The organism is Bacillus sp. SH5-2 (assembly GCF_008368905.1).
Lineage (GTDB): Bacteria > Bacillota > Bacilli > Bacillales > Bacillaceae_G > Bacillus_A > Bacillus_A luti.
This window is the reverse complement of sequence record NZ_QOSD01000005.1, coordinates 135,058-157,245: the sequence shown is the minus strand read 5'-3', so window position 1 is coordinate 157,245 and position 22,188 is coordinate 135,058. Positions and strand designations below refer to the sequence as shown.

General features: G+C 36.3%; 19 protein-coding genes. 18 read left to right on the top strand and 1 reads right to left on the bottom strand.

The features are described from left to right. Nucleotides 1-263 precede the first annotated feature (263 nt). The 16 genes from iolG to DN410_RS04800 all read left to right on the top strand — a co-directional run bounded on the left by iolG (nt 264) and on the right by DN410_RS04800 (nt 19,065). Nucleotides 264-1,289: an inositol 2-dehydrogenase gene (iolG, locus tag DN410_RS04875; RefSeq protein WP_149175584.1), complete on the top strand. Its 1,026-nt coding sequence runs from the start codon at nt 264-266 to the stop codon at nt 1,287-1,289. A gap of 98 nt (nt 1,290-1,387) precedes the next feature. Next, nucleotides 1,388-2,386, top strand: a complete 999-nt coding sequence (iolC, locus tag DN410_RS04870) for a 5-dehydro-2-deoxygluconokinase (protein WP_149175583.1) — start codon at nt 1,388-1,390, stop codon at nt 2,384-2,386. A 77-nt stretch (nt 2,387-2,463) separates the two neighbouring features. Then, a complete protein-coding gene (locus DN410_RS04865) occupies nt 2,464-3,927 on the top strand; it encodes a CoA-acylating methylmalonate-semialdehyde dehydrogenase (RefSeq protein WP_149175582.1) in 1,464 nt (487 codons plus the stop codon). A gap of 154 nt (nt 3,928-4,081) precedes the next feature. Then, nucleotides 4,082-6,016, top strand: coding sequence for a 3D-(3,5/4)-trihydroxycyclohexane-1,2-dione acylhydrolase (decyclizing) (gene iolD / locus DN410_RS04860; protein ID WP_149175581.1), 1,935 nt, complete (start codon nt 4,082-4,084; stop codon nt 6,014-6,016). Nucleotides 6,017-6,137: 121 nt separating this feature from the next. After that, entirely contained in the window at nt 6,138-7,034 is an 897-nt protein-coding gene (gene iolE / locus DN410_RS04855; protein ID WP_149175580.1) for a myo-inosose-2 dehydratase, read from the top strand. A gap of 72 nt (nt 7,035-7,106) precedes the next feature. Next, complete coding sequence (locus tag DN410_RS04850) at nt 7,107-8,105, top strand: LacI family DNA-binding transcriptional regulator (protein ID WP_149175579.1); 999 nt, start codon at nt 7,107-7,109, stop codon at nt 8,103-8,105. Between the two features lie 63 nt (nt 8,106-8,168). Then, nucleotides 8,169-9,014 carry a class II fructose-bisphosphate aldolase gene (locus DN410_RS04845; RefSeq protein WP_149175578.1) on the top strand — a complete coding sequence of 282 codons (846 nt, stop codon included), beginning with the start codon at nt 8,169-8,171 and terminating at the stop codon, nt 9,012-9,014. A 105-nt stretch (nt 9,015-9,119) separates the two neighbouring features. Then, nucleotides 9,120-9,911 (top strand): 5-deoxy-glucuronate isomerase, encoded by a 792-nt coding sequence (locus DN410_RS04840; protein WP_149175577.1) that lies wholly within the window; start codon nt 9,120-9,122, stop codon nt 9,909-9,911. A gap of 201 nt (nt 9,912-10,112) precedes the next feature. Further along, nucleotides 10,113-10,556 carry a MarR family winged helix-turn-helix transcriptional regulator gene (locus tag DN410_RS04835; protein WP_149175576.1) on the top strand — a complete coding sequence of 148 codons (444 nt, stop codon included), beginning with the start codon at nt 10,113-10,115 and terminating at the stop codon, nt 10,554-10,556. A 91-nt stretch (nt 10,557-10,647) separates the two neighbouring features. After that, the gene (locus DN410_RS04830) at nt 10,648-11,703 is read left to right on the top strand and encodes an LLM class flavin-dependent oxidoreductase (RefSeq protein ID WP_149175575.1); all 1,056 of its coding nucleotides are present in this window, start codon (nt 10,648-10,650) and stop codon (nt 11,701-11,703) included. 601 nt (nt 11,704-12,304) lie between these two features. Beyond that, nucleotides 12,305-13,708, top strand: coding sequence for a cytochrome ubiquinol oxidase subunit I (gene cydA / locus DN410_RS04825; RefSeq protein WP_149175574.1), 1,404 nt, complete (start codon nt 12,305-12,307; stop codon nt 13,706-13,708). Continuing rightward, the gene (cydB, locus tag DN410_RS04820) at nt 13,695-14,711 is read left to right on the top strand and encodes a cytochrome d ubiquinol oxidase subunit II (protein ID WP_149175573.1); all 1,017 of its coding nucleotides are present in this window, start codon (nt 13,695-13,697) and stop codon (nt 14,709-14,711) included. The genes cydA and cydB overlap by 14 nt, the downstream gene beginning before the upstream one ends. Next, nucleotides 14,711-16,426 carry a thiol reductant ABC exporter subunit CydD gene (gene cydD, locus DN410_RS04815; RefSeq protein WP_149175572.1) on the top strand — a complete coding sequence of 572 codons (1,716 nt, stop codon included), beginning with the start codon at nt 14,711-14,713 and terminating at the stop codon, nt 16,424-16,426. Before cydB ends, cydD begins: the two co-directional genes overlap by 1 nt. Before the next feature lie 2 nt (nt 16,427-16,428). Beyond that, entirely contained in the window at nt 16,429-18,153 is a 1,725-nt protein-coding gene (cydC, locus tag DN410_RS04810; protein WP_149175571.1) for a thiol reductant ABC exporter subunit CydC, read from the top strand. Nucleotides 18,154-18,303: 150 nt separating this feature from the next. Beyond that, nucleotides 18,304-18,525 (top strand): hypothetical protein, encoded by a 222-nt coding sequence (locus DN410_RS04805; protein ID WP_149175570.1) that lies wholly within the window; start codon nt 18,304-18,306, stop codon nt 18,523-18,525. A gap of 93 nt (nt 18,526-18,618) precedes the next feature. Further along, nucleotides 18,619-19,065: a DUF6376 family protein gene (locus DN410_RS04800; RefSeq protein WP_149175569.1), complete on the top strand. Its 447-nt coding sequence runs from the start codon at nt 18,619-18,621 to the stop codon at nt 19,063-19,065. An 88-nt stretch (nt 19,066-19,153) separates the two neighbouring features. On the opposite strand, the gene DN410_RS04795 is transcribed toward DN410_RS04800, so the two are convergent. Continuing rightward, the gene (locus tag DN410_RS04795; RefSeq protein WP_149175568.1) at nt 19,154-20,155 is read right to left on the bottom strand and encodes a S66 family peptidase; all 1,002 of its coding nucleotides are present in this window, start codon (nt 20,153-20,155) and stop codon (nt 19,154-19,156) included. Between the two features lie 220 nt (nt 20,156-20,375). Between DN410_RS04795 and DN410_RS04790 the strand changes: the two genes are divergently transcribed. Further along, nucleotides 20,376-21,329 (top strand): D-alanyl-D-alanine carboxypeptidase family protein, encoded by a 954-nt coding sequence (locus DN410_RS04790; RefSeq protein ID WP_149175567.1) that lies wholly within the window; start codon nt 20,376-20,378, stop codon nt 21,327-21,329. Nucleotides 21,330-21,570: 241 nt separating this feature from the next. Beyond that, complete coding sequence (locus tag DN410_RS04785; RefSeq protein ID WP_179958578.1) at nt 21,571-22,173, top strand: nitroreductase family protein; 603 nt, start codon at nt 21,571-21,573, stop codon at nt 22,171-22,173. Nucleotides 22,174-22,188 lie beyond the last annotated feature (15 nt).

Below are 22,188 nucleotides of genomic sequence, written 5' to 3'. Positions count from 1 at the left end.
AATTCTCTTTGTTATATCGGTGTTTTTTAATGGATTACTTGTAATTATTTAGATTCTCCTTTCTTATTATAAATTTTCAAACGAATTGTAGTACTGTTGTACAGGAAATTTGTAATTTGGATAAAAAAATAAAATTGTTTGAATTTTAGGATTTAGTATGTATAATGAAGAAAAGTAGGGAAAGCGCTTAACTAAAAATAATACGCTGAACCTTATAGACTTTCATTTCGTTTCTTAAATTTAAATGAAGAGGGAGAAATCATATGAATGTTTTAACGATTGGGATTATTGGTGCTGGACGAATTGGAAAATTACATGTTGATAATTTACAGCTTATGCCACAAGTGAAAATTAAGGCGGTTTCAGATGTAGTAATTAATCATTTAGAAAAATGGGCTCAAGACAAAGGGATTTCCACTTTGACAACTAGCTATCAGGATTTATTAGCAGATCCAGAAATTGATGCTGTATTTATTTGTTCACCAACAAATACTCATGCGCAAATTATTAAAGAAGCGGCTCTTGCAAAAAAACATATCTTCTGCGAAAAACCTGTTAGTTTTTCCGTAGAAGAAACATTAGAAGCATTAGAAGTGGTAAAAGAACAAGAAGTATCTCTTCAAGTAGGTTTTAACCGTCGTTTCGATCCTAACTTCAGGAAAGTGTATGATCTTATTCAACACGGAGAAGTGGGACATCCACATATTTTAAAAATTACGTCTAGAGATCCACAGCCGCCAAGTATTGAATATGTTCGCTCTTCAGGTGGATTGTTTATGGATATGATGATTCACGATTTTGATATGGCGAGGTATGTGATGAATAGTGAGGTTGTTGAAGTATTTACTTATGGAACAACATTAATTGATCCATCCATTCAGGAAGTAAATGATGTTGATACGGCAATTGTCACATTAAAATTTGCAAATGGAGCTTTAGGGGTAATTGATAATAGCCGCCAAGCTGTTTATGGATATGACCAGCGTATTGAAGTGTTTGGTGAAAAAGGAGCAGTCTCTGCGGATAATTGCTGCCCAACAACAGTACAAGTGTCAAAAACAGAAGGTGTTGTAAAAGATAAGCCGCTTTATTTCTTCTTAGAGCGTTATACGCAGGCTTACATTGAAGAAGTAACACAATTTACAAAGTCAATTATAGAAGGACAAGCTGTTATTTGCAGTGGTAATGATGGGTTACAAGCAGAACGAATTGCGAAAGCTGCGAAGGAATCTTTATTAACAGGAAAACCTGTTCAAATTGAACATAAACAGCCCGCATTAAATCAATAAAGAAAACGCTTAATTATGGGTGGTTAAAGAGTTGTGCATAGTATGGTCATCAAAAACTCTTAACCATTCCTTTACATAAAGAACGGGAGGTAGTAATAATGAATCCACTTATATTTAAAGAAGATTGCCCATTAGATCTTATCGCAGTTGGACGTTTATGCGTTGATTTAAATGCCAATGAAACACAACGTCCTATGGAAGAAACAAGAACGTTTACTAAGTATGTGGGGGGATCTCCTGCCAATATTGCGATAGGTACGGCACGTCTTGGCTTACAAACGGGATTTATCGGTAAAGTGTCCGATGACCAAATGGGCCGCTTTATTACAGGGTACCTTAAGGACAACAATATTAATACAGATCAGATCTGTATTGATCGTACTGGGGCAGTGACTGGTCTAGCTTTTACAGAAATTAAAAGTCCTGAAGATTGCAGTATTTTAATGTATCGTGACAATGTTGCAGATTTAAATCTTGATCCAACAGAAGTATCTGAGGACTATATTAAGCAATCAAAAGTACTCTTAATTTCAGGGACAGCTTTAGCAAAAAGCCCTTCTCGCGAGGCGGTATTTTTAGCGCTAGAATATGCGCGTAAGCATGATGTAGTCGTATTTTTTGATGTTGATTACCGCCCGTATACATGGCAGTCAGAAGCTGAAACGGCTGTGTATTACAATCTTGCGGCTGAAAAGTCTGATGTCATTATTGGAACGCGTGAAGAATTCGATATGATGGAAAAACTATTAAACTATGAACAATCTAATGATCAAGTTACAGCTGAAAGATGGTTTTCTCATCATGCGAAAATTGTCGTAATTAAACACGGCGGGGATGGTTCAATCGCTTATACGAGAGACGGTCAATCTCACCGAGGCGGTATCTTTAAAACAAAGGTATTAAAGACGTTCGGAGCTGGTGATTCATATGCTTCTGCATTTATTTACGGTTTAATGCAAGGGCTTGAGATTCCTCAAGCGATGCGATTAGGAGGGGCTTCGGCTTCGATTGTTATTTCCAAACATAGCTGTTCTGATGCAATGCCAACAAGGGCAGAGATTTCTGCATTCATGGAAACAGCTGAGGAAATTGTATAGAAAGTTCCAAAAACAATAATCTAGGAAGAGCGTATCTTAAGGACGCTTCTACATTAAATAAAAGGGAGAGAATTAATATGACAGTACAAACAACACAAATTGTAAAAAACTACATTGGCGGCGAATGGATAGAATCTTCTTCAACTAAGATGGAGGCTGTATATAATCCTGCAACAGGAGAGGTAATCGCTCAAGTACCACTTTCAACGAAAGAAGATGTTGAACAAGCTGTACTAGCAGCAAATAAAGCGTTCCAACTTTGGTCCAAAACAGCTGTGCCAAAACGTGCTCGTATTCTATTTAAATATCAACAATTACTAGTAGATAACTGGGAAGAGTTAGCGAAACTTATTACGATTGAAAACGGAAAAAGCTATAACGAAGCTTACGGTGAAGTTCTTCGTGGTATTGAGTGTGTGGAATTTGCAGCGGGTGCTCCTACATTAATGATGGGAAAACAGCTTCCTGATATTGCGACAGGTATTGAGTCTGGTATGTATCGTTACCCAATTGGTGTTATAGGCGGGATTACACCTTTTAACTTCCCGATGATGGTTCCATGCTGGATGTTCCCACTTGCAATTGCTTGTGGTAATACATTTGTATTAAAACCTTCAGAGCGTACACCACTTCTAGCGGCAAAATTAGCTGAATTAGCTGAAGAAGCAGGTTTACCAAAAGGTGTATTAAATATCGTAAATGGTGCACATGATGTAGTAAACGGTCTTCTTGAACATAAATTAGTGAAGGCAATTTCATTTGTAGGTTCTCAGCCAGTCGCAGAATATGTATATAAAAAAGGAACAGAAAACTTAAAACGTGTTCAAGCACTAGCTGGTGCGAAAAACCATTCTATTGTATTAAATGATGCGAATCTTGAACTAGCAACAAAGCAAATTATTAGCGCTGCATTCGGTTCAGCTGGTGAGCGTTGTATGGCTGCTTCTGTTGTAACAGTAGAAGAAGAAATTGCAGATCAATTAGTTGACAGACTAGTAGAAGAAGCAAATAAAATTGTAATTGGAAATGGACTGGATGAAGATGTGTTTTTAGGACCAGTGATTCGTGATAACCATAAAGAGCGCACAATTGGTTACATCGATTCAGGTGTGGAACAGGGAGCTACGTTAGTTCGTGATGGACGCGAGGATGCAGCTGTAAAAGGGGCTGGTTACTTCGTAGGGCCAACAATTTTTGACCATGTTACAAAAGAAATGAAAATCTGGCAAGATGAGATTTTTGCTCCTGTTTTATCAATTGTTCGTGTGAAATCATTGGATGAAGCGATTGAAATTGCGAATGAGTCTCGCTTTGCGAATGGAGCTTGCATTTATACAGATAGCGGGGCAAGTGTACGTCAATTCCGTGAAACAATTGAATCAGGTATGTTAGGTGTTAATGTTGGGGTTCCAGCGCCAATGGCATTCTTCCCGTTCTCTGGCTGGAAAGATTCTTTTTATGGTGACCTTCATGCGAATGGTACTGACGGCGTTGAGTTTTATACAAGGAAGAAAATGCTTACATCTCGTTGGGAAAAATAATGATTAAGAGAGAAGTAAAATCGCTCTAGTTGTTTGTAAGCGAAAGTAACGGAAGTATTAAAACATAAGAAGGAAGTATTAGGAGTCTAGCAAATTCCTAATACTCCTTTTTCATATGCAAAATGACTGATAGAGATGGAAAGGAGCAAATGATATGCAAACTGTTAGAATGACCACGGCGCAAGCCTTGGTGAGATTTTTGAACGAGCAGTATGTAGAGTTTGATGGAGAGCAACAAAAGTTTATTAAGGGGATATTTACAATTTTTGGTCATGGAAATGTAGTAGGCCTAGGTCAAGCTTTAGAAGAAGACGCAGGCGAATTAAAAGTATATCAAGGGAGAAACGAGCAAGGAATGGCAAATGCTGCGGTTGCTTTTGCAAAACAAAAACATAGAAAACAAATTATGGCATGTACTTCTTCTGTTGGTCCTGGATCGGCAAATATGATTACCTCTGCTGCAACGGCTTCTGCAAACAATATTCCCGTTTTACTACTTCCAGGCGATGTATTTGCAACGAGACAACCTGACCCTGTTCTTCAACAAATTGAACAAACGCATGACTTATCTATTTCTACGAATGATGCTTTTCGTGCAGTAAGTAAGTACTGGGACCGCGTAAATCGTCCTGAACAATTGATGACAGCCATGATTCATGCCATGCGTGTTTTAACGAATCCGGCAGATACAGGAGCTGTAACAATTTGTTTACCACAAGATGTTCAAGGAGAAGCTTGGGATTTTCCAAGTTATTTCTTCCAAAAACGTGTTCACCGTATTGAACGACGCCTACCTACAAAAGCCAGCTTAGCTGATGCGGTTGAAATGATTAAGAGAAAGAAAAAGCCAGTTATGATTTGCGGTGGTGGTGTAAGGTACGCAGAAGCGGCAGAAGAACTAAAACAGTTTGCCGAAACATTCCACATTCCATTTGGAGAAACACAAGCTGGAAAAAGTGCGATTGAAAGCAGTCATCCGTATAATCTTGGTGGCGTTGGGGTAACTGGAAATTTAGCAGCTAATACAATTGCAAAGGAAGCGGATCTTGTTATTGGGATCGGGACGAGATTTACTGATTTTACAACGGCATCTAAACAATTATTTCAAAATGAGGAAGTTGAGTTTTTAAACATTAACATTTCAGAATTTCATGCGAATAAGCTTGATGCATTGAAGGTTATAGCAGATGCGAAAGAAGCGCTTCTTGCTCTAATAGATGAACTGCAAGCAATTGATTATCAATCTAGTTATACAGCAGAAATCGCTGATGCAAAAGAGGCTTGGGAAACAGAATTAGTACGCCTACATAATATTCGCTTTACAGACCAAGATTTCAAACCAGAAGTTGAAGGTCATTTCGATGAGAACATAAATGAGTATGTAGACGCACTTGGTACACAATTAACACAGACTGCAGTTATTGGACAAATTAATACATTACTTGATGAAGATGCAATTATCGTAGGAGCGGCCGGAAGTCTTCCGGGTGATTTACAAAGAATGTGGGCATCGAGACAATCAAATACGTATCATATGGAGTATGGATACTCTTGCATGGGCTATGAGGTTGCGGGCGCACTTGGTGCAAAGCTAGCTGAACCATCGAAGGAAGTATATGCAATGGTAGGGGATGGTAGTTACCAAATGCTTCATTCTGAGCTCGTCACAAGCCTTCAAGAAAATAAAAAAATCAATATTTTATTGTTTGATAATTCTGGATTTGGCTGCATTAATAATTTACAAATGGGCAATGGAATGGGGAGCTTTGGAACAGAGTTTCGCTACAGAGACCAGGAAACTCGTAAATTAAACGGGGCTATTATGAAAATTGATTTTGCAGCTAGTGCGGCGGGATATGGTGTGAAAACATATCGTGTTACATCGATAGAACAATTACAGGAAGTGCTTGAAGATGCGAAAAAACAAACGGTTTCTACATTGATTGATATTAAAGTATTACCAAAAACAATGACAGATGGATATGAGTCATGGTGGCATGTAGGTGTTGCAGAAACATCTAATAGTCAAAGTGTACAAGCTGCGTACGAGAGTAAAGTAAGTAACTTGCGAAAGGCAAGATCTTATTAGAGTAGAACAAAAAGAGAGCTTTTTATCCACATGTATATTGTTCAGGAAGCTCTCTTTTTAACGAACAGATAAGAGGATTTAGTGGGATTTTATTACATTTACAAAGAGGAGAGATATGGGGATGTTCAAAGAAAACACGATTAAGCTTGGAATTGCACCAATTGCTTGGACAAATGATGATATGCCAGAACTAGGGGCAGAAAATACGTTTGAACAATGTATTAGTGAGATGGCACTAGCTGGATTTAATGGAAGTGAAGTAGGTAATAAATATCCGAGAAATACAATTGTATTGAAAAAATCTTTGGAATTAAGAAACCTGGAGATTGCTAGCGCATGGTTTAGCATGTTTTTGACAACGAAGCCGCTTGAAGAGACTATACAAGCATTTATTAAGCATAGAGATTTCTTGCATGATATGGGTGCAAAAGTCATCGTTGTTTCAGAGCAAGGACATAGTATTCAAGGCTTAATGGATGTACCGCTATTTAAAAATAAGCCTGTTTTTACAGAAGAAGAGTGGGATAAGCTTGCGGATGGGTTACATCATCTCGGTAAATTGGCTCAGGAAAAGGGGCTACATATTGTATACCACCATCATATGGGTACGGGTGTTCAAACAACGGCAGAAATTGAAAAGTTAATGGATATGACGGATCCAGAGCTTGTATCCTTGCTTTTTGATACAGGTCATCTTGTTTTTTCAGGAGAAGAACCGCTTTATATTTTGAAAAAATATTTGCCCCGTATTAAACACGTACATTTAAAAGATATTCGCCAAGAAGTAGTAGATGCCGTAAAGAAAAATGAATTAAGCTTCTTACAGGCAGTGAAGAATGGTGCATTTACAGTTCCTGGGGATGGTGTAATTGTATTTGATGAAGTGTTTACTATCCTTGCAAACTCTGATTATAAAGGGTGGTTTGTAGTAGAAGCAGAGCAAGACCCAGCTTTAGCAAATCCTTTTGAATACGCATTAAAAGCCCGGAAATTCATACAAGAAAAAGCAGGTCTTTAGTTTCCGTATTGTGAGATCATAAGTTCCAATGTCTTATAAAGAATATATAGTAGTAGGTAAAGGAGGTGTCATATGAAACCAACAATTTATAGTGTTGCGGAGGAAGCAGGTGTATCTATATCAACTGTTTCAAAGGTAATCAACCGGACTGGAAATATTAGTGAGCGTACGAGGAGAAAAGTACTTCAGGTTATGGATCAACTAAATTATCACCCAAGTGTCGTGGCATCTGCTTTAACAGGAAAACAAACAAAAATGATTGGTCTTCTCATCCCTGACATCTCCAATCCATTTTTTGCTGAAGTAGCAAGAAGTATTGAGGACCGAAGCTATGAACTAGGATTTCATGTGATGATATGTAATACGGATAATGATGCACAGAAAGAAAAGAAGTATTTATCCTTGTTAACTCGTCAAAGGATTGATGGTCTTATTGTCGCTTCAGCTTTTAGGAATGCTAGTTTACTAGAGAATATGGTAAAGCAGGATGTACCGGTTAGTTTAATCGCTTCAGAAATCTACAATCTATCCGTCAACACTGTAACTGTAGATGATTATAAAGGCGCTTATTTAGCTACTTCCTATTTACTATCCTTACAGCATAGGAAGGTTGCTATCATTACAGAGGATGCGAAAAGTAATCAGCTTCGCTTACGTGCTTTTAAAGATGTTATGAAAGAAGAGGGAATCATTGTACCCCGAGATTATGTAGTGAAAACCGAAGCGACAATTCAAAGTGGATATGAGAGTGCTAAGCAACTCTTGAAACTACAAGAAAGGCCGACTGCGATTTTTGCCTGTAATGATTTGTTGGCCATTGGTGTCATGAAGGTTGCTAAAGAAGAGGGGCTGAACATCCCTGAAGATTTATCAATTATTGGTTTTGATAATACTGTACTTTCTACTACGACAACCCCTATGTTAACGACCATTGCACAACCGATGAAGCAAATGGGTACAAGGGTAGTAGAGATGCTCGTTGAAGAGATGAAACACCCGGAACTTTGTAAGGAACGTTTGCTTCTTACCCCGGAGTTAATTATTCGGCAATCAACTTGTCCTCTTACATAAGGAGTAAAAAGACGAGACATTTGTGTTTATTTAATAAATAATATTGAAAAAGGTGAATGTGTAATGCCATTAGTTCAAATGAAAGATATTTTAATAAAGGCAAATCAAGAGAATTATGGGGTAGGGGCTTTCAGTGTCGCTAATATGGAAATGGTAATGGGAGCTATTAAAGCAGCAGAAGAATTGCGTGCTCCACTTATTCTACAAATTGCGGAAGTTCGTTTGAATCATTCGCCAATTCATCTGATTGGTCCTTTGATGGTTGCTGCGGCGAAAAAAGCGGCTGTTCCAGTAGCAGTTCACTTTGATCACGGTATGACGTTTGAGAAGATCAAAGAGACGTTAGAAATTGGTTTTAGTTCAGTTATGTTTGATGGCTCTCACTATCCGTTAGAAGAGAATATTCAAAAGACAAAAGAAATTGTAGAACTTGCGAAACAGTACGGAGCGACAGTAGAGGCTGAGATTGGCAGAGTAGGTGGTAGTGAGGACGGATCAGAAGATATTGAAATGTTGCTTACAAGCACTAAAGAAGCAAAACGATTTGCGGAAGAAACAGACGTAGATGCGCTAGCTGTTGCGATTGGAAATGCGCACGGTATGTACAATGGAGATCCTGATTTACGATTAGACCGCCTACAGGAAATTAATCAGGTAGTTCGTATTCCACTAGTATTACATGGTGGCTCTGGCATTAGTCCAGAGAATTTCAAGCAATGCATTCAGCATGGCGTTCGTAAAATTAATGTAGCAACAGCAACATTTCAGAATGTAATCACTGTGGTTAACACCGCAGCTCGGAATACTCCTTATTCAGATTACTTTACGTACCATCAGGATGTTATTGAGGCCGCATACGAAAACGTTAAAAATCATATGCGAATATTCGGAAGCGAAAACAGAGTATAACGAGAAAAGCTTTCTTCATTAATAGTTAGAAGAAACTCGAAATGTAGTTAGCTGAAAAAGGCAGAGAATGATAGAAAATATCCAATTAACAAGGGGGAGAACGTCATGTTAGGAAAATTAGGCGAATTAAAAGAAGGGTATAATGTATTAACAGAAATGAACGGTCAATGTAGTGATATGTTAATGGATATAGGTATATATAAGATGTCAAATGGAAAGGAAGAGTTGCTATTTGATAATAAGAATGAAACGGCAGTTCTTTTACTAGAAGGGGTAATACGTTTAGAGTGGGAAGGAAAGGAACAAGTTATTCAAAGGCAGTCTGTTTTTGAAGAGACCCCTTGGTGTTTACATGTTGCTAAAAATGTGAAGGTTACAATTACTGCTCTTTCAGATAGTGAAGTGCTTGTTCAAAAAACAGATAATGACCAAGAATTTGCGTCCAAGTTGTATACTCCAAATGAGTGTCAAAGTGTTGTAGCTGGAGAAGGCGTATGGGATGGAACGGCGCAGCGTGTTATTCGGACAATTTTTGACTATAATAACGCAGCATATTCTAATATGGTGGTAGGAGAAGTTATTTCTTATCCAGGACGATGGTCCAGTTATCCACCGCATCATCATGATCAGCCAGAGGTATATTATTATCGCTTTAACAAGCCGCAGGGATTCGGATGTGCAATGGTTGGTGATGATGCTTATCGCGTTGTACATAATAGCTTTATTACAATCCCGGGTGAGCTAGACCACCCACAAGCAACGGCGCCTGGATATGCGATGTATTTTTGTTGGATGATTCGACATCTTGAGAATAACCCATGGAATGATCGTATCATGGAGGAAGACCACAAGTGGTTATTAGAACCAAACGCGAAAATTTGGCCAGAAAAGGAATAGACAAAAATAAAATCAACTAAAAATCAGTGGGGTATCTCCCGCTGATTTTTAGTTGATTTTATCAAAATGTAAGACGAATTTTGAGACTTATTAAAAAACAGATAAATATAAGAGAAAAGAAAGTATAAATAATTTTAACTTGCTTTTTTATCACTTGCGTAGTAAAGTGATAGTAAGATGAACGCTAGGAAGTGATGAAACATGCGTGATAATACGATAGGATCGTTAATATGGTTACGTTTAATACGATTTACGAACCAAAGTAATCAAATGTCAAATGAGTTTTTAAAACGTTTTGATTTAACGACAGCTCAATTTGATGTACTTTTACAAATACGGACTTACCAGCCGTTAACGCAAATGGAGTTAGCTGAGAAGGTTACTGTTACACAAGGTGGTATTTCTCGAATGTTAACTCGCCTTGAAAAAGAAGGCTATATTATACGAAAACAAGATTGGAAGACGAAAACCATTAGTCTTACAGAGCAAGGGGAAGAGGCTTTAGAAAGAGCATTACCAGAGCAACTTGCATTCCAATCATCATTTTTTGATGACGTATTAAATGAAGAAGAGCAGAAAATACTATACGAGTTAATGACGAAAGTTCATAAGCATAGTGAAAAAAAAGAATTACCACAAGAGTAATTTTTTTTTAAACCATCAATTGACTAATCAAGTGATGATTAGTTAAAGAGTTAGAAAAATAAATACAACTTAATTAAAGGAGAGAGCAATTATGGAAAAATACCGTATGGATACAAGTAAAGGAATTGAGTTTGGATTATATTCAATTGGGGATCATATTTTAAATCCGCATAATGGAAAAAAATTAAGCGCAGGGGAGCGAATTCGTGAGCTTATTGAAACTGCTAAGTTAGCAGATGAGGCTGGACTTGATGTATTTGCAGTTGGTGAAAGTCATCAAACGCATTTTACAACGCAAGCTCACACAGTAATTTTAGGGGCTGTTGCACAAGCAACGAAAAATATTAAAATAGCGAGTTCTGCAACAATATTAAGTACATCAGATCCAGTCCGAGTATATGAAGATTTTGCTACAATTGATTTAATTTCTAATGGACGTGCTGAAATCGTAGCTGGTCGTGGTTCTCGTATTGGAGGTTATAGTTTACTTGGTTACGATGTAAATGATTATGAAGAGTTATTTGAAGAAAAGATGGATCTTTTACTGAAAATTAATAAAGAAGAAAATGTAACATGGAAAGGGCAGTTCAGAGCACCACTTGAACATGCGGGTATTATTCCAAGAGCAAAAAATAATAACTTACCAATTTGGCGCGCGGTTGGTGGTCCACCAGCTAGTGCCATTAAAGCAGGGAGCGCAGGTGTTCCGATGATGATAACAACGCTTGGCGGACCAGCTATTAATTTTAAAGTGTCAGTAGATGCTTATCGTGAGGCGGCTGCGCAAAGTGGATTTGATCCAGCTAGTTTACCGATTGCAACAACGAGTTTATTCTATACAGCAGAAAATTCACAAGATGCGCTAAGTGAATATTATCCTCACATTAATGCTGGAATGATTGCGTTACGTGGCGCGGGATATCCAAAGCAACAATTTACAAATGCATTAGATTACCGTGACGCGTTAATGATTGGTAGCCCGCAGCAAATCATTGAAAAAATGCTTTATCAATATGAATTATTTGGACAACAACGTTTTATGGCACAAATTGATTTCGGTGGTGTACCATTTGAAAAAATTGAGAAAAATATCGAATTAATTGCTACTAAAATTTTACCAGCTGTTAGAAAGCATACAGCAAAATGATTTAAAAATACCGAGAATCTAACTGATTCTCGGTATTTTTTTATGTAATTGTTTAGGTTGAAAAAATGACAAAAAAATGAATTTTCAGTTTAGGGAGAAGGGAGTTGGATTCTATTTTTGAATAACAAAATGATAGGAATGAATTTTGAAAATACATTTTTCCCTTGACAAAAATCTTATATTTTCCCTAGTTGTTTTCAAGGACATTTTTTCGGATGAAAGTCAAGTGTATAAAGAGAAAAATGATATTTGTATTGATGTAAAAGTAAGTCTCACATTCAAAAAATACATTTTATTAATGAAAAAAACTTATTCAAAAAAATACCAAAAGACATATTTCAGACAAAATGATGTCAATAATACGTCAAAAATCATCTGAATTTATTATGTAAGTATATTATACAATTCGATTAACGAATCAAAACACTACAGAAATAGTGAAAAGGTAAAAAATAGCATTGCAATAGTTTGAAAAACTGAAATTTCGCATTTTTCGACAATACATACAAGATGTTTTTGTCTTTTCGTATTTCTTAATAATTGAGTTTTTTAAGATTGCTCAATTAATTATTATAAAAACTATGAAGGAAGTGATTTTAGTATGGAAACGCTCGAATTGGCACGAATACAGTTCGCATCAACAACGATTTTCCATTACTTTTTTGTTCCACTGTCAATTGGTTTAGCTTTTATTATTGCGATAATGCAAACATTGTATGTGGTAAAAGGACAAGAAATATATAAGAAGATGGCGAAGTTTTGGACGCAATTATTCCTTATTAACTTTGCAGTAGGTGTAGTAACAGGTATTTTACAAGAGTTTCAGTTTGGTATGAACTGGTCAACATATTCACGTTTCGTAGGTGATGTATTTGGTCCATCACTTGCAATTGAAGGATTGCTGGCATTTTTCATTGAGTCTACATTCCTAGGTTTATGGGTATTCGGTGAGGATAAATTACCGAAGCGAATTCACTTATTGTGTATTTGGCTCCTTTCAATTGGAACAATGTTATCAGCATTTTGGATTTTAACTGCAAGTGCATTTATGCAGTCACCTGTAGGATATGAAATGGCAGCTGATGGGCGTGCGCAAATGAATGATTTCTTAGCAATTATTCAAAACCCGCAACTATGGGTGCAATTCCCACATACAATTACAGCGGCAATTGCAACAGGGGCATTCTTTATTGCAGGTGTAAGTGCATGGAAAATTACAAAAGGACAAGAAACTGTAGTATTTAAAAAATCTTTCCGCATTTCTATCATTGTTGGAACGATTACAACGGCGCTTGTATTATTCTTCGGTCATGCACAAGCGCAACAATTAATTAAGACACATCCAATGAAAATGGCAGCAGCTGAAGCGCTATGGAATACGAGTGAGGATCCAGCGCCATTTACAGTATTTGCGAAAATTGATACAGAGAAGAAAGAAAATTCCTTTGAAATTCAAATCCCTTATATGCTAAGTCTATTGTCGTATGATAAGTTTAGCGGTCAAGTTGAAGGGATGAATCAAATTCAAAAACAATATGAAGAAAAATATGGGCCTGGAGATTACATTCCGCCGGTTCATACAATGTTTTGGAGTTTTAGAGCGATGGTTATGAGTGGAACATTTATGCTTCTTCTAGGAGCTTACGGATGGTTCTTATCAAGGAAAGATCGCTTAGCTGAAAAAACGTGGTATTTAAAATTAATGGTGTACGCAATTTCTCTTCCGTTCATCGGTAATACAGTAGGATGGATTATGACTGAAATGGGTCGTCAGCCTTGGGTAGTATTTGGTGTAATGAAAACAGAAGATGCTGTATCACCAAATGTAACATTTGGTGAAGTATTATTCTCACTTATTTCATTCACATCAATGTATTTAATTATGGGTGGAATTTGTGTGTACTTATTCGTTCGTACTATTAAGGGACATACGAATAAGAAAACGAAAAAGGATTATCAAAGCCATGATCCATTTGATAAGGAGGAAGAGTATGTTATCTCTTAATGAGTTGTGGTTTTTAGTTATTGCAATCTTATTTGTTGGATTCTTCGTACTGGAAGGCTTCGATTTTGGTGTAGGAATGGTTTCGAGGTTTTTAGGAAAGAATGATTTTGAAAAACGAGTTTACTTAAATACAATAGGACCGTTCTGGCACGCGAATGAAGTATGGCTTGTTTGTGCTGGTGGAGCTATGTTTGCGGCATTTCCGCACTGGTACGCAACTTTGTTTAGTGGTTTTTATATTCCGTTTGTATTTATGCTTCTTGCCTTAATTTTAAGAGGAGTTTCCTTTAAATTCCGTGCGAAAATAGATAATCATAAATGGAAGAGTGCGTGGGATTGGGGGATGTTTATTGGAAGTATGTTACCTCCAATCCTCTGGGGAGTTGCAATTGCAAACTTTATGGTCGGTGTACCTATTGATGAGAGTAAAAATGTTGTAGGTGGATTCCTGCAATTACTTCATCCATTTGCGTTACTGGGAGGAGTAATGTTCCTTCTACTATGTATTGTTCATGGATTACAATTCCTTACAATACGTACAACGGGTAAATTGAGAGAACGTGCACGAATTGCTGCAATAAAAATTGCGCCATTTTCATTAATTACACTTCTTATTTTTGCTGGTATTGGGTTATGGAAAACCGATATTTTCACTGCCCATGGAAAAGAATGGATTATGGTCCCGATTGGAGCTTTTGTAGCACTATTAGTGTCCACTTTATTAAATAAAAGAAGAAGAGATGGTTGGGCTTTCTTTATGACAAGTTTAACAATCATTTTACTAAGTGCGAGTGTATTTATCGGTATGTTCCCACGTGTTATGATTAGCTCTTTAGGAGCAATGAATGATTTAACGATTTATAATGCAGCATCAGGGGCTTATGCATTAAAACTTATGACTTACTTTGCGATTGCTATTTTGCCTTTCGTTATCGGAAGTCAAATATGGAGTTATTATGTATTTAGACAACCTGTTAAGTCAGACAACGATTTGGAGTACTAATGAAAAGAAAAAGAGGACTTCCGTCTTATCCCGGTAGCCGTATTTTATATGTAGCGTTAACGATTATTAGTATTTTAGAAGCTTTTAGCATTATTGCACAAACAATCTTTTTAGCACGAGCTATTACGTTTTTATTTCATGGAGAGACAGTACAAACAGTGTTCAGTGAAATTGTTTATTTTGGTATCTCGTTTGCAGCGCGTCAAATATTTGTTCGAACATCACAAATATTAGTGGAACATTTCGCTGAAAAAACAGGGGCGTTATTAAGAAAACAGTTAATAGAGGCATATTTCACATTAGGTCCACGGTATGTTCAAACTGTCGGAACAGGTCATCTGGTTACCTTATCGATTGAAGGGATTGAGAAATTTAAAACATATATTGAATTAACAATTCCTAAAATGATTAGAAGTAGTACCGTTCCAGCCCTAATTGTTTTATATGTTTTTACGCTTGATATTGAGTCTGGAATCATTTTAGTTGTAACGATTCCTATCGTGATTATATTTATGATTCTTCTAGGATTAGCAGCACAGAAAATGGCTGATAGTCAATATGAGACATATCGTGTACTTTCTAATCATTTTGTAGATACGTTAAAAGGATTAGAAACATTAAAGTATTTAGGGAAAAGTAAACAGCACGAAGGAAAGATTGAAAAAGTAAGTAAAAGATATAGAAAAGCAACGATGCGAACTTTGCGAGTTGCTTTTCTTTCTTCTTTTGCATTAGATTTCTTTACAAGTTTATCAATCGCATTTGTGGCAGTAGGATTAGGAATTCGTTTAATAGACGGAACGATTCTGTTACTACCTGCTCTTACCATATTAATTTTAGCTCCGGAATATTTTCTTCCCATTAAGCAAGTTGGAGCGAATTATCATGCTACATTAGATGGACAACTGGCTATGGAGCAAATTGAAGGGATTTTACAGCGACAAAAGGCAATAGAAATGAAGGAATCAAATGTAGAGATTACATGGGATGCTTCGAGTAGCTTAAAGTTACAAGCTATAAAAGTAAATAACGATGAATCTGATAAGGCTATATTAGAAGGAATCGATTTTACTTGGGAAGGTAACGGTGCTATTGGTGTTATTGGAGAAAGTGGGGCAGGGAAATCTACTATGATTGATGTGTTGGCTGGATTTTTAGCTCCAACTGAAGGAAGTATGATAGTAAATGGTGCAAACATAGACGAATCTACTCGTGAAGATTGGCAAAAAAACATTGCTTATATTCCGCAGCAGCCTTATATTTTTCCGCTTTCATTAAAAGATAACATTTGTTTCTATGAAACAAATACAACTGATGAAGAAGTTGAAAGAGTTATTAATGAAGTCGGTCTCCGTTCGCTTGTTGCATCACTTCCAAATGGGATGCACGAAAGAATTGGAGAAGGTGGACGTATGCTTAGTGGGGGACAAGAACAACGTGTTGCAATGGCGCGTGCACTTTTAAGTAAAAAGCCAGTTATTTTATTAGACGAACCCACGGCGCATCTTGATATTGAAACTGAATTTGAAATAAAGCAATCGATGCTACGTCTGTTCAAAGGTAAATTAGTATTTCTTGCAACACATCGTCTGCATTGGATGAAAGAGATGGATCACATTCTTATTTTAAATAAAGGGAAGATTGAAGAAAGTGGAACATATGAAGAACTATTAGAGAATGAGACATTACATTTTCGTAGGAAAGAGAGGGAGTAGGGATGAGTAGCTGGATTAAACCTTATATAAAGCAAAATAAAGGTAGAATGACTTTGACTATATTCCTGGGGCTTCTTGGAGTTAGTTCAGGTGCGATGTTACTATTCATTTCAGGTTATTTAATTTCTAAATCTGCTCTCAGACCAGAAAATGTAATGGCTGTATATGTTCCTATCGTTGCGACACGTGCGTTTAGTATAGGGCAAGCTGTGTTCCATTATATAGAGCGTTTAGTCGGACATGATGTCGTACTACGTATATTAGAAAAAATGAGAACGAAACTATATAGAATAGTAGAACCACAGGCGTTATTTTTCCGTTCGCGATTTCAAACAGGTGATATGTTAGGGGTGCTATCCGAAGATATAGAGCATTTGCAAAACCTATATTTACGTACAATATTCCCTAGCATATTAGCGCTAGTTGTTTATAGCATCTTCGTACTTGTTATCGGTGCTTTTGACTTCGTGTTTGCACTTATTGCAGGTTGTATGTTAGCTATTATCGTTTTTCTTCTTCCATTTGTATCATTATTTTTGATGAAGCGACATCATGTTACTTTGAAGCAAGGAAGAAACCGCTTGTATCAACAATTAACAGATGCTGTTTTTGGATTATCAGATTGGCAGGCAAGTGGTAGAAAAGATGAATTCATTGATAAGTATGTAGAGAAAAATGCTCAGTTATTAAAAACGGAAAAAAGAATGAAGCGCTGGAATCATATTCGGGACAGTATTATTCAATTAGTAGTAGGGATTGTAGTCATTTCAATGATCATATGGACTGGAAATGAGGCGGCGAGTGAACAGATTGCTCCTACCGTTATTGCGGCTTTCGTCTTAATGACGTTATCTGTCACAAACGCGTTAATTCCTCTTTCGGATGCTATTGATCGAATTCCATCATATGTAGAATCTGCTCATCGTCTAAATCAAGTAGAAGGTAATGGTGTTTTACAGGATGAAAAGGAATTACATGGGGATAAAGATTATGTTACACCAAACCATATAGACATTGAATTAAATCATGTATCGTATAGTTACCCAGATAGTAATGAAGTTGTATTGAAAGACGTATCATTACAAATAAAAGCAGGAAAGAAAATAGCCATTTTAGGAAGAAGTGGCACAGGAAAATCTACTTTATTAAAATTGTTAACAGGGGCGTTAAGTCCAGTGAATGGCCAAGTTTTATTGAATGGTGAACAAGCTCATACGAATCTTCTATCCAAATCCATTTCTGTATTAAATCAAAAGCCGCATTTGTTCGATACGACAATTGGGAATAATGTACGAATCGGTAAACCAGAGGCGGCTGATGAAGAGATATGGAAAGCTTTAGAGAAAGCACAATTAGCTGCGCATATTACTTCTCTTCCAGATGGATTACAAACTAAAATGCATGAAATGGGGAAGAGGTTTTCTGGTGGGGAAAGGCAAAGGGTTGCTTTTGCTAGAACGCTTATGCAGGAAACTCCAGTCATTGTCCTTGATGAACCGACTATCGGTTTAGATCCAAAAACAGAATTGTCTTTAATTGAAACAATGTTTTCTGCAACGGAAGAAAAGACGGTTATTTGGATTACCCATCATCTTGTAGGAATAGAACATGTAGACGAAGTTATATTCCTTGATCGTGGTCAAATCGTAATGCAAGGTAGTCATGAACAACTTCTTAAAGAAAACGAAAAGTATCGTAAGCTTTATGAACTTGATAAAGGTATTTAAACATGTAATGAAAAACACAAATTCTTGATAGCCCGAGGTTTGTGTTTTTTTTGTAAGATCCAAATCGTTTCACTGAAGATAGTGTTTAAAACCTATCTGTTTAAGGCAATACTGAGCCATAGTGAATACATAGTTGGAAGGCGTGATTATATGTTTGAAGAGGATGGAATTGTTTTAATTATGGAACCAGCTGATGAGCGGAATCTGAGGAGATTTATTTTTACGGTGCCAAAGTCAGTGTACGAAAAGAAGGGGCTTTCATTACACTATGGAACAGCTATAGGACAAGGGTATATGGACATAATTGAAGATATTATTAGCGTACATATAGAAATAGATGTTGTAACGATAATAGGGCATGTGAGAGGGTAGATAGTTATTTGAAAAAGGTAATAAGCAATTTAGCTAGAAGTTTATGAAGTGAAGCGAAAAGAACAGTTAATTATAAGGAGAAGGGAGTCTGGAATGAAAATAAAATCTATTTTATTCGTATTTATAGTTTTGGTTGGTTTAATGGGATGTTCGATAGTAGAAGAAGGCAAGAGTTCATTAGATTATGCTCAAAAAGCAACAGAGTATGTGAATGAAGTAAGTGCTTTTGCAAATGAAGCACCAGCTTTAGCTGAAAAGGCTATTAATGATGGCGAAGCTCGAAAAGAATTGGAAGCGAAGTTGAATGAAATTAAGCAAGATATACCTGCTTTCAATGAATTAACACCGCCAGATGTAGCGAAGGATCTTCATGAGCAAATTGTGGGCTATAATGAGAAGTTAAGTGCATTGATTGATACATCTATGAAAAAGATAGAGGAAGGAAAAATGGATGTAGAGCAATTTAAAAACTCTGAGCTTATGCAGACGATAGATCAAGTGCGGGATTTGAAAGATAAGATACAAAATTTAGGACAATAATAAAAAGCTCTGTTTTTAATAAACAGAGCTTTTTAATGTTTTCTAAAGGAAAAGCTCACTATATTTTCTTCCTATAATATAAGTGTTGTTAGACGTTCCATTTTTCTAAAATATGTATTGTCTTATTGGTTGCATCCATTTCTACTTTAATACCGATAGGCATGGTGATCATTGGATGGGTATGATAACAATCAAAGTCAGCTAAAAAAGGAATCTTTTGATTTTGTAGTACTTCTAATAGTATTTCGTAAGGTTTTCGATTTGTGCCGCAATCATCAAATTGCTCATGTTTTCCAAGGATGATACCTGAAACTTTATCAAATACGCCGTTAATCTTAAGTAAGGAAAAGCTTCTTTCAATAGTAGCTGCATCTTTTGAGCTATCTTCAATAAATAGAATATCTCCTTCTTGAATATGAGGCATATAGGGGCTACCCCAAATTCCTTGTATTGTATTTAGGTTCCCGCCAATAATGCGCCCGGTAGCGCGTCCATTTGTTACAGAAATCCAATTATTTGGCCTCAGTTCTTTTTCGTTCGTCTTCTCTTCCCAATTTATACATTCATCCGACCAAAATGATGGTTGTTTTATTTTGTAAGGGAGGGGACAATCGTTTAGTAATGTTTCTGAGAAATATTTGTATGTGTCATCTACAAAAGGTTCAAATTCTCCAAATGAAGGAACAAGTGCAGGACCATAAAATGTAGGAATTTCGGTTTTTGCATAGATGCCTAGTAATAAAGCGGTTGCGTCTGAATAACCAATCATTATTTTAGGGTTATTTTGAAAAGCGTCATAATCAATATAAGGTAATAATGAATTAGAATTCATGCCACCAATTGTTGACATAATGCAAGAGACATTAGGATTTCTTATCAAGTCATTTAGTTCCTCAGCACGCTCCTGTATACTGCCAGAACGATAGTAATCATGTCGGCCTGTTAGGGAACCCTCTAATATACGAAATCCTTTCTGTTGTAAGTAAGATTTTGCTCGTTCAAATCTTTTGGGTGAAGTGTAGGTAACTGGTGAAGAGGGCGAGTATATGCCAATGGTGTCTCCATATTTTAATGATTTTGGAAGTATCATTTGTGTGAATCCTTTCTATTATATAGTGTTTTTGGTCCCTTTATATAATTGAATTTTCTTATATTTCATTATTTTAATTGTAGCATAGTTAGAAAAATAAAATACATTGAAATAATAATTGATACAGCTGAATAAATATACTTTTTATCTTGACGATATAAAGTAATTGTTGTTAAGGTTAAAGTTGAGTGTATAAAAGGTTTACAAAAGGAGTTTTAAAATGAAGCAGTTAAAATGGGGAAGAATAGCAATCCTATTAGTAGTAATTTTGGGTATATGTTGGTTCTTTTTCCAAGGAACTCAAAAGAGTGGGGATAGCGTAGATGCTCAACCTTTACAGGTAGCTGAATTACCTAAAATAGGGCTATCTGATAAGGAAGTTCCGCAAAAGTATATTCCGCCGGAAATTAATGCGAAAGCAGCTATTGTTATTGATGCGAGTGATGGAGATATTATTTATCAAAATAACGAGAATGAGGCTTTTGCGCCAGCTAGTATGTCTAAGATGATGACAGCATATCTTTTATTAGAGAGTGTACATAATGGGAAAGTTCGCTGGGAAGATCCTGTGAAAATGAGTGCGAAAGCGGCACAAACAGAGGGTGCAAGAATTCCAGTACAAGTTAATGACACGTTAACTGTAAAAGACTTGTTTCATGCGTTAATGATTGAGTCAGCTAACAATTCGGCAGTGGCTTTAGCGGAGCATATGGCAAAGACGGAGAAAGATTTTGTTCAGCTCATGAATGCGAAAGCGAGACAGTTGGAAATGTCGGAACATGCTAAATTTGCAAATGCTTCAGGGTTACAAGAGCCTGATGGAAGTGAAACGAAGATGACGGCTGCTGATGTAGCAAAATTAGCGTATAATCTTATAAAAGATTATCCTGAAATATTAGAAGTAACGCATTTAAGACAAAGTCAACTAACATTTAATAATACTACAGTTACAAGTACAAATGAAATGTTAAATGAAAATAATAAAAGTTTATATATAGAAGGAATGGACGGGCTAAAAACAGGATTTACAGATAGTGCAGGGTATTGTTTTACAGGGACTGCAAAACAAGGTGATACTCGAATTATTACAGTCGTGATGGGGACATCAGGTAAAACAAAACGTTTTACAGAGACGAATAAGTTAATGTCGTATGCATTTGGATTAGTTAATTAAGTAAAATATCATTGTAGATCGCTACATAAGAAAGACTGCTTGTTGTTACCTATTTTAAATAATAACAAGCAGTCTTTTTATTTTAATTGCCAAAAGGGAAAATGTGCTAAATGTAAGTGTTATCGTTTGAGTTTGTGTCTTAGTATTGATATTATAAAGTTATGAACTTATTAATAATAAGTTTAAGGGGCGTAATATGATATACATATGAAATGGCCTCAAATGAAAATTGGAGGGAATTATGATGGCAAAAGATTTTTACTCAGCAATTGAAGACAGAAGATCTATTTACGCAATAAGCAAAGAGCAAGTAGTTTCTGATGAAAAAATTCAAGAAGTGATTTATCATGCTGTAAAACATACACCTTCAGCTTTTAACTCTCAAAGTGCTCGTGTTGTTGTTTTGTTAGGAGAACAACATGATAAATTATGGGATATTACGAAAGAAACGTTACGAAAAATTGTACCTGAAAATAACTTTGCAGCTACTGAAGAAAAAATGAATGCATTTAAAAGTGGTTATGGAACGGTTTTATTCTTTGAAGATAGTCAAGTAGTGGAAGAACTTCAACAAAACTTTGCATTATATAAAGAAAATTTCCCGATTTGGTCTCAGCAATCTTCAGGCATGCTACAATTTGCGATTTGGACAGCTTTAGAGATTGAAGGATTTGGTGCAACATTGCAACATTATAACCCGTTAATTGATGAAGAAGTGAGAAAAGAATGGGATATTCCAGAAAATTGGAAGTTAACTGCGCAAATGCCATTTGGTAAACCAGTAGCACTTGCTGGTCAAAAAGAATTCCAACCATTAGAAACTCGTGTGAAAATTTATAAATAATGTAGAAATTATAAA

What these genes read in the sequence shown, in the direction of transcription:
- DN410_RS04805 (WP_149175570.1), top strand. Translation starts at nt 18,304, where the DNA reads ATGTTTGAAGAGGATGGAATTGTTTTAATTATGGAACCAGCTGATGAG.
- iolC (WP_149175583.1), top strand. Translation starts at nt 1,388, where the DNA reads ATGAATCCACTTATATTTAAAGAAGATTGCCCATTAGATCTTATCGCA.
- iolE (WP_149175580.1), top strand. Translation starts at nt 6,138, where the DNA reads ATGTTCAAAGAAAACACGATTAAGCTTGGAATTGCACCAATTGCTTGG.
- iolD (WP_149175581.1), top strand. Translation starts at nt 4,082, where the DNA reads ATGCAAACTGTTAGAATGACCACGGCGCAAGCCTTGGTGAGATTTTTG.
- cydD (WP_149175572.1), top strand. Translation starts at nt 14,711, where the DNA reads ATGAAAAGAAAAAGAGGACTTCCGTCTTATCCCGGTAGCCGTATTTTA.
- DN410_RS04845 (WP_149175578.1), top strand. Translation starts at nt 8,169, where the DNA reads ATGCCATTAGTTCAAATGAAAGATATTTTAATAAAGGCAAATCAAGAG.
- DN410_RS04840 (WP_149175577.1), top strand. Translation starts at nt 9,120, where the DNA reads ATGTTAGGAAAATTAGGCGAATTAAAAGAAGGGTATAATGTATTAACA.
- cydA (WP_149175574.1), top strand. Translation starts at nt 12,305, where the DNA reads ATGGAAACGCTCGAATTGGCACGAATACAGTTCGCATCAACAACGATT.
- DN410_RS04850 (WP_149175579.1), top strand. Translation starts at nt 7,107, where the DNA reads ATGAAACCAACAATTTATAGTGTTGCGGAGGAAGCAGGTGTATCTATA.
- iolG (WP_149175584.1), top strand. Translation starts at nt 264, where the DNA reads ATGAATGTTTTAACGATTGGGATTATTGGTGCTGGACGAATTGGAAAA.
- cydC (WP_149175571.1), top strand. Translation starts at nt 16,429, where the DNA reads ATGAGTAGCTGGATTAAACCTTATATAAAGCAAAATAAAGGTAGAATG.
- DN410_RS04785 (WP_179958578.1), top strand. Translation starts at nt 21,571, where the DNA reads ATGATGGCAAAAGATTTTTACTCAGCAATTGAAGACAGAAGATCTATT.
- cydB (WP_149175573.1), top strand. Translation starts at nt 13,695, where the DNA reads ATGTTATCTCTTAATGAGTTGTGGTTTTTAGTTATTGCAATCTTATTT.
- DN410_RS04865 (WP_149175582.1), top strand. Translation starts at nt 2,464, where the DNA reads ATGACAGTACAAACAACACAAATTGTAAAAAACTACATTGGCGGCGAA.
- DN410_RS04800 (WP_149175569.1), top strand. Translation starts at nt 18,619, where the DNA reads ATGAAAATAAAATCTATTTTATTCGTATTTATAGTTTTGGTTGGTTTA.
- DN410_RS04830 (WP_149175575.1), top strand. Translation starts at nt 10,648, where the DNA reads ATGGAAAAATACCGTATGGATACAAGTAAAGGAATTGAGTTTGGATTA.
- DN410_RS04790 (WP_149175567.1), top strand. Translation starts at nt 20,376, where the DNA reads ATGAAGCAGTTAAAATGGGGAAGAATAGCAATCCTATTAGTAGTAATT.
- DN410_RS04795 (WP_149175568.1), bottom strand. Translation starts at nt 20,155, where the DNA reads ATGATACTTCCAAAATCATTAAAATATGGAGACACCATTGGCATATAC.
- DN410_RS04835 (WP_149175576.1), top strand. Translation starts at nt 10,113, where the DNA reads ATGCGTGATAATACGATAGGATCGTTAATATGGTTACGTTTAATACGA.